The organism is Streptomyces sp. NPDC050287 (genome assembly GCF_044459385.1).
Lineage (GTDB): Bacteria > Actinomycetota > Actinomycetes > Streptomycetales > Streptomycetaceae > Streptomyces.
On the sequence record NZ_JBITIY010000008.1, the window covers coordinates 97,237 to 110,094 of the forward strand.

Sequence of the window (12,858 nt, forward strand, 5' to 3'; positions counted from 1 at the left end):
CCGTTCATCTCCTGCGCGCGGGGCACACGAAAAAGCCCACCCCAGGTCGGGCGGGCTTTCCCGGATGAACGTCAGGGAGCTGGGAGGTCGACCAGTTCGGCCACCGCCTCCCGGTGGGCGCCGGCCGTGCCGTAGGCGATCGAGTCCGACTTCGCCCGCTTCAGGTTCAGGTGGACCGGGTGCTCCCACGTCATGCCGATGCCGCCGTGCAACTGCAGGGCCTCCTCGGCGGCGCGGACGGCGACGGGCGCCGCGTAGGCCTGGGCGACGGCGACCGCCACGTCGACGTCCTCGCCGGTCGTGAGCGCGTCCGCCGCGCCCCGGGCGGCCGCCCGCAGGTTGACGACCTCCAGCCACAGCCGGGCGAGCCGGTGCTTGAGCGCCTGGAAACCGCCGACCGGCCGGTTGAACTGCTTGCGCTCCTTGAGATAACGGACCGTCTCGGTCAACGCCCAGTCCGCGAGGCCCAGTTGCTCGGAGGCGAGCAGTCCCGCTCCGGCGCGCAGCGCCCGGCGTACGGCGGGTTCGGCATCGCCGACGCGGCGCCCGTCGGCCCCGTCGAGAGTGACGGTCGCGAGCGGCCGGGTCAGGTCCAGGGACACCTGCGGGGTGACGGTCACGGCGTCCGCGTCGACGGCGTACAGCCCGCCGTCCTCGGCCGGAACGAGCAGGACGTCGGCGACCGCGGCGTCCGCGATCCCGGTCAACTCACCGTGCAGCCCGCCGTTCTCCCGTCGTACCGCCTGGAAGGCGGCGCCGGGGGCCAGGTGCAGTCCGACCGCGAGGGCGGCGACGGTCCGGCCGGTCGCCAGGTGGGCGAGCAGGTCGTCGGTCCCGCACTCCAGGAGCGCCTCGGTGGCGACCACGGCGCTGGTCAGGTAGGGCACGGGCGCGACGGAACGCCCCAACTCCTCCAGCACGACCGCGACTTCGCGGTGGGTGGCGCCCTGGCCGCCCTGCGCCTCGGGCACCAGCAGCCCGGCGAGACCCATGCCGTCGGTGAGCGCCTTCCACGTCTCTCGGTCGTGGGGCGTGTCCGACTCGGTCCGGGCGATCACGCCTGCCGGGTCGCAGTGGTCGGTGAGCAGGTCACGGACGGCGGCGCGAAGGGCCTCTTCCTCCTCGGAGTAGAGAAGATCGGGCTGCGTCGTCATCGGGTCAGGTCCTTCCAGGGGACGTCCTTGTCGCTGCGTGGCTCGCCGGGCAGGCCCAGGACGCGTTCGGCGATGATGTTCAGCAGGACCTCGCTGGTCCCGCCCTCGATGCTGTTGCCCTTGGAGCGGAGGTAGCGGTAGCCGGCGTCCCGGCCGGTGAAGTCGACCAGCTGCGGACGGCGCATGGTCCAGTCGTCGTACAACAGGCCCTCCGCACCGCGGAGTTCGACCTCAAGGCCGCTGATCTCCTGGTTGAGGCGGGCGAAGGCGAGCTTCATGCCGGCCCCCTCGGGGCCGGGCTGGCCGGCAACCAGCTGCTGGCGCAGACGCTCCCCGGTGAGGCGGGCGACCTCGGCCTCCACCCAGAGGGTGAGCAGCCGCTGGTGCAGGTCGTGGGTGCGCAGCTCGGGGCGTTCGCGCCAGGTGGCGGCGACCGGGCCGATCATGCCGCCCTCGCGGGGCAGCCGCATGCCGCCGATGGCGACGCGTTCGTTGTTCAGCGTGGTCTGAGCGACCCGCCAGCCGTCGCCGACGTCACCGAGGCGGTGGGAGTCGGGGATGCGGACATCGGTGAGGAAGACCTCGTTGAACTCGGCCTCGCCGGTGATCTGACGCAGCGGCCGGACCTCGACGCCGGGGTCGGTCATGTCGCAGACGAAGTAGGTGATGCCCCGGTGTTTGGGCACGTCCGGGTCGGTGCGGGCGATGAGGATGGCCCAGCGGGCGAGGTGGGCGCTGGACGTCCACACCTTCTGTCCGTTGACGACCCAGGAGTCGCCCTCGCGGACCGCCCGGGTGCCGAGCGCGGCCAGGTCGGATCCGGCGCCGGGTTCGCTGAACAGCTGGCACCAGACCTCCTCGCCCACCCACAGGGGCCGCAGGAACCGCTGCTTCTGCTCCTTTGTGCCGAACTGCAGGATCGTCGGCGCGGCCATCCCGAGACCGATGCCGATGCGCCGCGGGTCGTTGTCGGGAGCGCCCGCTGCCTCCAACTCGGCGTCGACGACGGCCTGGAGGGAGCGGGGGGCGCCGAGTCCGCCGAGGCCTTCGGGGTAGTGCACCCAGGCGAGTCCCGCGTCGAAGCGGGCCTTCAGGAAGTCGAGGCGGTCGGTGGCCGCGGGTGGGTGCGCGGCCAGCAACCGCTCGGTACGGCGCCTGAGTCCGGCTGCGTCGATCACGCCGCGCCTCCTTCCGCCAGGCCGGGGACGACGGCGACCCGGCCGGTGGTGACCCCGTCGGCGACCCGCTGCACGGCGGCCGCGGCGCCGCCCAGCGGCACCCGTTCGCTCACCAGCGGCTTGATCGCGCTCCGCGCGGCCAGTTCGGTGAGCTGCTCGTGGCAGTGCTGGACCAGTTTCGGGTTCTTGGTGTTGTAAAGCCCCCAGTGCAGGCCGAGGATCGCGTAGTTCTTCACCAGGGCGTGGTTGAGCGACGGGCTGGGAATCGTGCCGCTCGCGAAGCCGACGACGACGATCCGGCCCTCGAAGGCGACGACCTTGGTCGACTGGGTGTAGGCGTCGCCGCCGACGGGGTCGTAGATCACGTCGGCGCCCCGGCCGCCGGTGGCCTCCTTCACGGCGGCGATGACGTCCTCGCTCCGCCGGTCGATCACCACGTCACAGCCCAGTTCCCGGGCGACCACGGCCTTGTCGGCGCCGCCGACCACACCGATCACCGTCGCCCCGGCCGCCTTCCCGAGCTGCACGGCCGCGCTGCCGACCCCTCCGGCGGCAGCGTGGACGAGCAGTGTCTCGCCGGCCTCCAGGCGGGCCCGCCGGTGCAGGGCGAACCATCCCGTCTGGTAGCCGATGTGCAGGGCCGCCGCCTCGGCGTCGTCCAGGGCGTCGGGGGCGGGCAGCAGGGCGGCCGAGTCCGCGACGGCGTACTCGGCGAAGCCGCCGTACGGCAGCGCGGGGTTGGCGATGACCCGGCGGCCGTCCTCGGTCTCGCCGCAGATCTCCACACCCGGCGTGAACGGCAGCGGCGGCCGGACCTGGTAGTGGCCCCGGGCCATCAGCGCGTCCGGGAAGTTGATGTTCGCGGCGCGCACCTTCAGCAGGACCTGGCCGTCACCGGGGGTGGGCCGCGCCACCTCCTCCAGGCGCATCACCTCGCCCGGCTCGCCGTTCTCGTGCACTTGCCATGCCTGCATGCGGTGCCTCCACGGGACTGCTTCGTCTGACCGGGGTCCTCCGCATACTAAGCGGTCGCTTGTCGATCGGGGAACCTCACGCGCGTCCCGACCTCTTCGGCCGTGCCCGTACATGCATGCGCTCCCCCTGCGGCCCGAACAAGCTGAGACACTCCACCGGCCCCTGACCTTCTTCCGGCCCGAACCAGTGCGGCACCCGGGTGTCGAACTCGGCCGCCTCCCCCGCACTCAGCACGACGTCGTGCTCGCCCAGGACCAGCCGCAGCCGCCCGGACAGCACGTAAAGCCACTCGTACCCCTCATGGGTCTGCGGCTCCAGCACCTCGGCCGACGGCGGAATCAGCATCTTGAACGCCTGGAGGCCGCCGGGCTTCCGGGTCAGCGGCCAGTAGGTGCGCCCGTGCCGGCAGACCGGCGCGGCCCGCACCCGCGGATCCCGCACCGACGGAGCGCCCACCAGCTCGTCCAGCGCCACCTCGTGGGCCCGCGCGATCGGCAGCAGCAGCTCCAGGCTGGGCTTGCGCAGCCCCGACTCCAGCCGGGAGAGGGTGCTCACGGAGATGCCGGTCGCCGCGGAGAGCCCGGCCAGCGTCGCCCCTCGTTCCTTCCGGATCCGGCGCAGCCTCGGGCCGACCTCGGCGAGGACCTCGTCCATGTCGTCGTCACTCATGGCATCCATTGCAGTTTCGGCAAATACATTTGTCAATGTCGCCTCGGGAGAGTGACCGTCTCGGTGGAGGTGGTCACCAATGACCGAGAACTACGAAGTGGTCGTCGTCGGCGGCGGAGCGGCCGGGCTGTCCGCCGCGCTGGTCCTGGGCCGGGCCCGGCGCCACACACTGGTCGTCGACGCGGGCGAACCGCGCAACGCGCCCGCCGCGCACATGCAGGGCTATCTGTCCCGGGACGGCATGTCCCCCGCCGAGTTCCTCGCCGTGGGCCGCGAGGAGATCGCAAGGTACGGCGTGGAGCTGGTCCGGGACCGGGCGGTGGACGCCGGCCGGGACGGGGACTTCGCCGTGGCGCTGGCGAGCGGGCGCACCGTGCGTGCCCGCAGGCTGGTCGTCGCCACCGGCCTCAAGGACGAGCTGCCGGCCGTCCCGGGCCTCGCCGAGCGGTTCGGACGCGACGTGCTGCACTGCCCGTACTGCCACGGCTGGGAGGTACGGGACCAGGCCTTCGGCGTGCTCGCGACGACCCCGATGAGCGTGCACCAGGCGCTGATGGTGTCCCAGTGGTCGAAGGACGTGACGTTCTTCCTGCACACGGTCGCCGAGAAGGAGCTGTCCGACGACGACCTGCGCAGGCTGGCGGCGGCCGGGGTGAAGGTCGTGCCCGGTGAGGTCGCCGAACTGATCACACGGGACGACCGGCTCACCGGCGTCCGGCTCGCCGACAGCACCACCCACGAGCGCGAGGTGCTGTTCGTGGCCCCCCGCGCCGTCCCGCGGACGGATCTGCTCCGGCGGCTGGGCGCGGAGCTGCGGGAGACACCGTTCGGCGCGTACCCCGTGGTGGACGAGACGGGTCTGACGACCGTGCCCGGCGTGTGGTCGGCGGGCAACGCGATGGGCTTCACCGAGCAGGTGGTCAACGCGGCGGCCGGCGGGTACCGGGCCGGCGCCACGATCAACGGTGAGCTGCTGATGGCGGACCTGGATGCGGCCGTCCGGGTGTAGACCGCCCGCCTCCGGTGCACCATGGCTGCATGCTGCTGACCCGGCTGGCCCAGGTGTCCCAGGAGGTCGCCGCCACCTCGGCGCGCTCCCGGAAGATCGCGCTCCTCGCCGAGCTCTTCCGGGACGCCGAGGCGGACGACGTGCCGATCGTCATCCCCTACCTCGCCGGACGGCTGCCCCAGGGGCGGCTCGGCGTCGGCTGGAAGGTGCTCAGCCGGCCCGTCGCCCCGGCCGCCGAGCCGACCCTGACCGTCCGCGAGGTGGACGCCCTGCTGAGCGAACTGGGCAAGGTGTCCGGCACCGGCTCGCAGGCCCAGCGGGCGCGGCTCGTCGGTGAGCTGATGGGCGCGGCCACGCGGGACGAGCAGCGGTTCCTGCTCGGCCTGATCAGCGGCGAGGTGCGGCAGGGCGCGCTGGACGCGGTCGCGATCGAGGGCCTCGCCCAGGCCACCGAGGCGCCGTCGGCGGACGTCCGGCGGGCCGTGATGCTCGCGGGCTCGCTCCAGACGGTGGCCCAGGCCCTGCTCGCGGACGGCCCCGCCGCCCTGGACCGCTTCCGGCTCACCGTCGGCCGCCCGGTCCTGCCGATGCTCGCGCACAGCGCCTCCTCGGTGGCCGAGGCGGTCGACAAGCTCGGCGCGTGCGCGGTCGAGGAGAAGCTGGACGGCATCCGTGTCCAGGTCCACCGCGACGGCGAGACCGTACGGCTGTACACCCGCACCCTCGACGACATCACCGACCGCCTGCCCGAACTGACGTCGGCGGCCTTGGAGTTGAGGGGGGAACGCTTCATCCTGGACGGTGAGGTCATCGCCTTCGACGAGGACGGCCGCCCCCGCTCCTTCCAGGAGACGGCCGGCCGGGTGGGGTCCCGGGTGGACGTGACGACGGCTGCCGAGGCGGTCCCCGTCTCCCCCGTCTTCTTCGACGCCCTGTCCGTCGACGACCACGACCTGCTGGACCTCCCGTTCGCCGCACGGCACGCGCAGCTGGAGCGGCTGGTGCCGGAGCCGATGCGGGTGCGCCGGACACTGGTGTCCGGGCCCGAGGACCTGAACGCGGCCGAGGAGTTCCTGGCGGAGACGCTGAAACGCGGCCACGAGGGTGTCGTCGTGAAGTCCCTCGACGCCCCCTACAGCGCGGGCCGGCGCGGCGCGTCCTGGCTGAAGGTCAAGCCCGTCCACACGCTCGACCTGGTGGTCCTGGCGGCCGAGTGGGGCCACGGCCGCCGCACCGGCAAGCTCTCCAACCTCCACCTCGGCGCCCGCACCGCGGACGGCTCCTTCGCGATGCTCGGCAAGACCTTCAAGGGCATGACCGACGCGATGCTGACCTGGCAGACCGAGCGCCTGCAGGAGCTGGCCGTGGACACCGGCGGGTACGTGGTGACCGTGCGCCCCGAACTCGTCGTCGAGATCGCCTACGACGGTCTGCAGAGGTCCACCCGCTACCCGGCCGGCGTCACCCTCCGCTTCGCGCGCGTGGTCCGCTACCGCGAGGACAAACACCCCGAGGACGCCGACACCGTCGAGACACTGCTCGCGGCCCATCCGGAGGTGCGGCCGTGAAGCGCAGCGCGGGCCTGCTGCTCTTCCGCCGCAGTGCCGATCTCGGGACGGAGGTGCTGCTCGGCCACATGGGCGGTCCCTTCTACGCGCGGCGCGAGGCCGGGGCGTGGACCGTGCCGAAGGGCGAGTACGACCCGGATGAGCCCGCCTGGGACGCGGCCCGCCGCGAGTTCCAGGAGGAGCTGGGGCTGCCGCCGCCCGACGGGGAGGCCGTCCCGCTCGGCGAGGTCCGGCAGACGAACGGCAAGACCGTCACGGCCTGGGCGGTCGAGGCGGACCTCGACCCGGCCACGATCATCCCAGGCACCTTCCTCATGGAGTGGCCGCCGAAGTCCGGGCAGACCCAGGAGTTCCCGGAACTGGACCGCGTGGCCTGGTTCGGCCTGGAGGGCGCGCGGGCGGTGATCGTGCAGGCGCAGGCCGCGTTTCTCGACCGGCTGGCGGAGCACTCGCTCTGAGCGGATGCGTACGCGTTGCGGTCCCCACCGCGGCGCGGGAAGGTCTGAGTAAGCCAGCTTTTCAGGAGGTCGGCCATGCCCATCGCAACGGTGAACCCGGCGAACGGCGAGACGGTCAAGACGTACGAGGCCATGGGCGAGGAGGAGATCGAGCGCCGGCTCCAGCTCGCTCAGGCCACGTTCCGCACGTACCGGACGACGGCCTTCGCCGAGCGCGCCCGGCTCCTGCACCGGGCCGCCGACCTCCTCGACGAGGACCAGAACGACATCGCCCGCGTGATGACGACCGAGATGGGCAAGCCGGTCAAGCAGGCCCGCGCGGAGGCCGCGAAGTGCGCCAAGGCGATGCGCTGGTACGCCGACAACGCCCAGGAGCTGCTCGCCGACGAGGAGCCGGGCGCCTCGGACGTGCAGGACTCCGGCGCCTCCCACGCCCTGGTCCGCTACCGGCCCATGGGCCCGGTGCTCGCGGTGATGCCGTGGAACTTCCCCCTGTGGCAGGTGGTCCGCTTCGCCGCGCCCGCGCTGATGGCGGGAAACGTGGGCCTGCTCAAGCACGCCTCCAACGTCCCGCAGACCGCCCTCTACCTGGAGGACCTCTTCCACCGCGCGGGCTTCACCGAGGGCTGCTTCCAGACCCTGCTCGTCGGCTCCGGCGCCATCGACGACATCCTGCGCGACGAGCGCGTGAAGGCGGCCACCCTCACCGGCAGCGAGCCCGCAGGCCGCGCGGTCGCGTCCACCGCCGGTGAGATGATCAAGAAGACGGTGCTGGAGCTGGGCGGCAGCGACCCGTACATCGTGATGCCCTCCGCCGACATCGACCGGGCCGCGCAGGTCGCGGTGACCGCGCGCGTGCAGAACAACGGGCAGTCCTGCATCGCCGCCAAGCGGTTCATCGTGCACACGGACGTGTACGACGCGTTCGCCGAACGGTTCGTCCAGGGCATGCGGGCGCTCAAGGTCGGCGACCCGCTGGACGAGGAGACCGAGATCGGACCGCTGGCCAGCGAGCGGGGGCGTGCCGATCTGGAGGAACTGGTCGACGACGCCAGGCGTAGTGGCGCACAGGTGCTGTGCGGGGGCGAACGGCCCGACGGGGACGGCTGGTACTACTCGCCGACCGTCCTGACCGGCATCACCCGCGAGATGCGCGTCCACCGCGAGGAGACCTTCGGGCCGGTCGCCACGCTGTACCGGGCCGCCGACCTGGACGAGGCCGTGCTCATCGCCAACGACTCGCCGTTCGGACTGAGTTCGAATGTCTGGACAGAGGACGAGACGGAGGTCGACCGGTTCGTACAGGACCTGGAGGCCGGTGGTGTGTTCGTCAACGGGATGACCGCCTCCCATCCGGCGTTCCCGTTCGGCGGTGTGAAGCGGTCCGGGTACGGGCGTGAGCTGTCCGGGCACGGAATCCGGGAGTTCTGCAACATCACGACCGTATGGCACGGAGCGTGAGGCTTCCGCGGCTACGATCCCCTTTGTGAACCGCGAAGTGACTCTGCCTCTGATCGTCGACGACCGCGGGACCCTGCAGGTGGCTGCCGCCGACGTGAGTAAGTTGTTGCGGACGGTGGGCGGCCGGTGGCTGCATCTTGTCGAGGCCGGGGAGGACGGGCTCGACGAGGACACGGTGGCCGCGCTGACGATCGAACTGGCGAAACTGGCCGACCGGATCGACGTGGCGTGCATCGCGCACAGCAGCGGGCAGACCGGCTGAGGGGCGCGGGGAACCGCGCGACCGGCCACCGACGAGCGGCGGACCGAGTCGCGCGGCACCCCTCATGAAGCCAGTGCCGTGGCAGGCACTAGCGGATCGGCATCCCGGACAAGGTCCGCGCGATCACCAGCCGCTGGACCTCGCTCGTGCCCTCGAAGATCGTGTAGATCGCGGCGTCCCGGTGCATCCGCTCCACCGGGTACTCCCTGGTGTAGCCGTTGCCGCCGAGGATCTGGATCGCCTGCGCCGTGACCTTCTTGGCGGTCTCACTCGCGAACAGCTTCGACATGGAGCCCTCGGCCGCGGTGAACTGCTTGCCGTTGATCGCCATCCAGGACGCCCGCCACACCAGCAGCCGGGCCGCGTCGATGGACGTCCGCATGTCCGCCAACTGGAAGGCCACGCCCTGGTTGTCGATGATCGGCCGGCCGAACTGCTCCCGCGTCTTCGCGTAGTCGAGGGCGACCTCGTACGCGGCCCGGGCGGTGCCGACCGCCATGGCTCCCACAGCGGGACGGCTCGCCTCGAAGGTCGCCATCGCCGCGTTCTTCACCCTCCCCCAGCCTCCGGCCGGGGGGACCCCCATCTCGCTTCGCTCGCCCCCCGCCTTGGCCCGCTCCCGGGCCCGCGCGAGGCGCTCGTCGAGCTTCTCCTTGCCGCCGAGCAGGCAGGAGCCGGGCACGCGCACGTTGTCGAGGATGACCTCGGCGGTGTGCGAGGCACGGATGCCGTGCTTCTTGAACTTCTGGCCCTGGGACAGGCCGGGGGTGTTCGGCGGGACGATGAAGGAGGCGTGACCCTTGGAGCCCAGCTCCGCGTCGACGACCGCGACGACGACATGGACGTTGGCGATGCCGCCGTTGGTGGCCCAGGTCTTCGTGCCGTTGATCACCCACTCGTCCTTGGCCTCGTCGTACACGGCCCGGGTACGCATCGAGGCCACGTCGGAGCCGGCGTCGGGCTCGGAGGAGCAGAACGCGGCCACCTTGACGTCGCCCGCGTCGCCGTACATCTGCGGGATCCAGGTGCCGACCTGCTCCTCCGTGCCGTTGGCGAGGACGCCCACGGCGGCCAGGCCGGTGCCGACGATGGACAGGGCTATGCCCGCATCGCCCCAGAACAGCTCCTCCATGGCCATCGGAATGCCGAGGCCGGTGGGGTCGAAGTACTGCTGGGCGTAAAAGTCCAGGGAGTAGATGCCGACCTTGGCGGCCTCCTGGATGACCGGCCAGGGAGTCTCCTCACGCTCGTCCCATTCGGCGGCCGCGGGGCGGATCACGTCGGCGGCGAAGCCGTGCAGCCAGTCCCGGACCTCCTTCTGTTCGTCGTTGAGCTCCATGGTGAACTCGGCCATGTCCCCTCCAGCGGCGACGCACGTACGTGTTACTTACGGTAACCCCGAGTCTGTTACCGGCGGGTAGGAAAAGTCAACTCCTGATGACTGTCCGCCCGCCCGTTCGATCCACGGGGCATGCTGGGTGTTAGTTTGCGCATGCGTTACCTAATCACCACGGGTGGGGAGAGCACATGGACACCACGCAGCGGACCGATCAGCAGCGGTCGGCCGACCGCCGCCGACGCGAGCTGCTGGAGGCCGCGGACCGGGTGGTGCTGCGCGACGGGCCGCAGGCCTCGATGAACGCGATCGCCGCGGAAGCGGGCATCACCAAGCCGATTCTCTACCGCCACTTCGGTGACAAGGGCGGGCTCTACGCCGCGTTGGCCAAGCGGCACACGGACGCGCTGCTGAACTCCCTGCGGGCGGCGCTGGACGCGCCGGCCGAGCGACGGGAACGGGTCGAGGCGACGTTGGACACCTACCTCGCGGCGATCGAGGCCCGTCCCCAGGTGTACCGGTTCCTCATGCATCCGGCCGAAGGGGGCCAGGTCGGAGACCAGGGCTTCGACGTCGGCAAGCATTTCGCTCCGCTGTTGCGACGGATGGGCGAGGAGCTGGCCCAGGTCATCGAGGACCGGCTCGATCTGGGACCCGGGGGGCAGCAGCTGGCCCGGGTGTGGGGGCACGGGATCGTCGGCATGATGCATGCGGCGGGTGACTGGTGGCTGGGAGAACGGCCTTGCTCGCGGGCCGAGTTGGTGCGGAGTCTGGCGGACCTGCTGTGGGGGCGGCTCGCCGCGGCGGGGGACAAGGTGGGCGGGCCGGGGTTCTGACGGTCGTGTGTCGAGGTCGGACGGCTCACCTGCGCCACGAGGCTCGCGCCACTTGTCGCATCAGACGGCGGTGGCGCCGGCCCTTGAGGTGGTCAGCGTAGACCCGGCCCTCCAGGTGATCGTGCTCGTGTTGTAGGCATCTGGCGAAGAAACCCGTCCCGTGCACGGTGATCGGCTCTCCCGTCATCGTGAACCCCTCGATCAGCGCGTGGTCGTGGCGTTCCGTTCCCGCCTCCAGGCCGGGAAGGGACAGGCAGCCCTCCGGGCCCCGCAGGAGGACGCCGTCCGCCTCGACGAGCGTCGGGTTCACCACATGGCCCAGGTGGCGGACCTCCTCGTCGTCCGGGCAGTCGTACACGAACACCCGTAGCGGGACGCCGATCTGGTTCGCGGCCAGGCCCACGCCCTGGGCTGCGTACATGGTCGCGAACAAGTCCTCGACCAGACGAGCGAGTTCGGGGCCGAAGTCGGTGACCTCCGCGCAGGGGGTGTGCAGGAGGGGGTCGCCGAGCAGGGTGAGGGGCCGGACGCGGCCCCGGGCGCCCGGGATGGAGCCGTTTCGCATGGCGGCAAGGGTACGGTCCTTGCTGTCACGCGAAGCTCGTGCGGGCGCCGCGGTTCGGGAGTGCGAATGGATCTCGATAGGCTGAGGTCCACACCACGTTGCCGAATGGCTTCAGGCGCGGCGCGTACGCAAGGAGGATCGAGAACTGATGGCAGGCAACTCGGACCCGCTCACGCCGCGGGCCAAGATCGCCGTGACCGCGGGCAAGGCGGTCGCGGCGGCGTCGCGCGCCGCGGGGCGCGGCAGCGGTTCGGTGATCGGCGGCCGGGTCGCGCTGAAACTCGACCCCGACCTCCTCGCCCGGCTCGCCCAGAACCTGGACGTCGTCCTGGTGTCGGCGACCAACGGCAAGACCACCACCACCCGGCTGATCGCCGAGGCGCTGCGCGCCGCGGGGCCGGTCGTCTCCAACGCCCTCGGCGCCAACATGCCGGCCGGAATCACCTCGGCGCTGGCGGGCAGCTCGGACGCGCGCTACGGCGTCATCGAGGTCGACGAGAAGTACCTCGCCGGGGTCGCCCGGGACACCGACCCCAAGTGCATCGCCCTGCTCAACCTCTCCCGCGACCAGCTCGACCGTGCCGCCGAGACCCGCATGCTCGCCGAGAACTGGCGTGAGGGGCTCGCCGGCTCCAAGGCCGTGATCGTGGCGAACGCGGACGACCCGCTGGTGGTGTGGGCCGCGTCCTCCTCCCCCAATGTCATCTGGGTCGCCGCCGGACAGATGTGGAAGGACGACGCCTGGTCCTGCCCGTCCTGCGGCGGTGTGATGCAGCGTCCCGGCGACGACTGGTTCTGCGGCGAGTGCGGCTTCCGCCGGCCGACGCCGAGCTGGGCGCTCTCCGGTGACCACGTCCTCGATCCGCACGGGTCCGCCTGGCCGATCCACCTCCAGCTGCCCGGCCGCGCCAACAAGGCCAACGCCGCCTCGTCGGCCGCCGTCGCCGCCGTCTTCGGGGTGCCGCCGCAGGTCGCCCTGGAGCGCATGTACCAGGTGCAGGCGGTGGCCGGCCGGTACGACGTGGTCCAGTTCATGGAGCGCGACCTCAGGCTCCTGCTCGCCAAGAACCCGGCGGGCTGGCTCGAGACGTTCAGCCTGATCGACCCGCCGCCGACCCCGGTGATCCTCTCGGTCAACGCGCGCGGCGCCGACGGCACCGACACCTCCTGGCTGTGGGACGTCGACTACACCCGCCTGACCGGCCACCCGATCTGCGTCATCGGCGACCGCAAGCTCGACCTCGCGGTGCGTCTGGAGGTCGCCGACCAGCACTTCCAGGTGTGCGAGAACCTCGACCAGGCGGTGCAGATGAGTCCGCCCGGCCGCATCGAGGTCATCGCCAACTACACCGCCTTCCAGGACCTGCGCCGCCGCGTCGGCAACTGA

Annotated in this window: 13 protein-coding genes; 7 read left to right on the forward strand and 6 right to left on the reverse strand. The window is 71.6% G+C overall.

The window, feature by feature from the left end:
• Positions 1-71: 71 nt before the first annotated feature.
• The 4 genes from ACIBK3_RS28475 to ACIBK3_RS28490 form a co-directional block, all read right to left on the reverse strand.
• Positions 72-1,154: an acyl-CoA dehydrogenase family protein gene (locus tag ACIBK3_RS28475; protein ID WP_399370142.1), complete on the reverse strand. Its 1,083-nt coding sequence runs from the start codon at positions 1,152-1,154 to the stop codon at positions 72-74.
• A complete protein-coding gene (locus tag ACIBK3_RS28480; RefSeq protein ID WP_399370143.1) occupies positions 1,151-2,332 on the reverse strand; it encodes an acyl-CoA dehydrogenase family protein in 1,182 nt (393 codons plus the stop codon). The genes ACIBK3_RS28475 and ACIBK3_RS28480 overlap by 4 nt, the downstream gene beginning before the upstream one ends.
• Complete coding sequence (locus ACIBK3_RS28485) at positions 2,329-3,306, reverse strand: NADPH:quinone oxidoreductase family protein (RefSeq protein ID WP_399370145.1); 978 nt, start codon at positions 3,304-3,306, stop codon at positions 2,329-2,331. Before ACIBK3_RS28485 ends, ACIBK3_RS28480 begins: the two co-directional genes overlap by 4 nt.
• Before the next feature lie 76 nt (positions 3,307-3,382).
• Positions 3,383-3,985, reverse strand: coding sequence for a helix-turn-helix domain-containing protein (locus ACIBK3_RS28490; RefSeq protein ID WP_399370147.1), 603 nt, complete (start codon positions 3,983-3,985; stop codon positions 3,383-3,385).
• 70 nt (positions 3,986-4,055) lie between these two features.
• Between ACIBK3_RS28490 and ACIBK3_RS28495 the strand changes: the two genes are divergently transcribed.
• The 5 genes from ACIBK3_RS28495 (at position 4,056) to ACIBK3_RS28515 (ending at position 8,734) form a co-directional block, all read left to right on the forward strand.
• Positions 4,056-4,985: an NAD(P)/FAD-dependent oxidoreductase gene (locus tag ACIBK3_RS28495; RefSeq protein WP_399370149.1), complete on the forward strand. Its 930-nt coding sequence runs from the start codon at positions 4,056-4,058 to the stop codon at positions 4,983-4,985.
• A 29-nt stretch (positions 4,986-5,014) separates the two neighbouring features.
• Complete coding sequence (locus ACIBK3_RS28500) at positions 5,015-6,553, forward strand: ATP-dependent DNA ligase (protein WP_399370151.1); 1,539 nt, start codon at positions 5,015-5,017, stop codon at positions 6,551-6,553.
• The gene (locus ACIBK3_RS28505; protein WP_399370153.1) at positions 6,550-7,011 is read left to right on the forward strand and encodes an NUDIX domain-containing protein; all 462 of its coding nucleotides are present in this window, start codon (positions 6,550-6,552) and stop codon (positions 7,009-7,011) included. Before ACIBK3_RS28500 ends, ACIBK3_RS28505 begins: the two co-directional genes overlap by 4 nt.
• A 75-nt stretch (positions 7,012-7,086) precedes the next feature.
• Positions 7,087-8,472 carry an NADP-dependent succinic semialdehyde dehydrogenase gene (locus tag ACIBK3_RS28510; RefSeq protein WP_399370155.1) on the forward strand — a complete coding sequence of 462 codons (1,386 nt, stop codon included), beginning with the start codon at positions 7,087-7,089 and terminating at the stop codon, positions 8,470-8,472.
• Between the two features lie 25 nt (positions 8,473-8,497).
• On the forward strand, positions 8,498-8,734 hold the full coding sequence (locus ACIBK3_RS28515) for a DUF6213 family protein (protein WP_053751099.1): 237 nt from the start codon (positions 8,498-8,500) through the stop codon (positions 8,732-8,734).
• Positions 8,735-8,822: 88 nt separating this feature from the next.
• Here ACIBK3_RS28515 and ACIBK3_RS28520 read toward each other — a convergent pair whose 3' ends face one another.
• The gene (locus tag ACIBK3_RS28520; protein ID WP_399370157.1) at positions 8,823-10,088 is read right to left on the reverse strand and encodes an acyl-CoA dehydrogenase family protein; all 1,266 of its coding nucleotides are present in this window, start codon (positions 10,086-10,088) and stop codon (positions 8,823-8,825) included.
• Positions 10,089-10,261: 173 nt separating this feature from the next.
• Here ACIBK3_RS28520 and ACIBK3_RS28525 point away from each other — a divergent pair, with 173 nt between their 5' ends.
• Entirely contained in the window at positions 10,262-10,906 is a 645-nt protein-coding gene (locus tag ACIBK3_RS28525; RefSeq protein ID WP_030930157.1) for a TetR family transcriptional regulator, read from the forward strand.
• Positions 10,907-10,931: 25 nt separating this feature from the next.
• On the opposite strand, the gene def is transcribed toward ACIBK3_RS28525, so the two are convergent.
• On the reverse strand, positions 10,932-11,471 hold the full coding sequence (gene def / locus ACIBK3_RS28530; protein ID WP_399370159.1) for a peptide deformylase: 540 nt from the start codon (positions 11,469-11,471) through the stop codon (positions 10,932-10,934).
• A 148-nt stretch (positions 11,472-11,619) separates the two neighbouring features.
• Between def and ACIBK3_RS28535 the strand changes: the two genes are divergently transcribed.
• Complete coding sequence (locus ACIBK3_RS28535; RefSeq protein WP_030664185.1) at positions 11,620-12,858, forward strand: MurT ligase domain-containing protein; 1,239 nt, start codon at positions 11,620-11,622, stop codon at positions 12,856-12,858.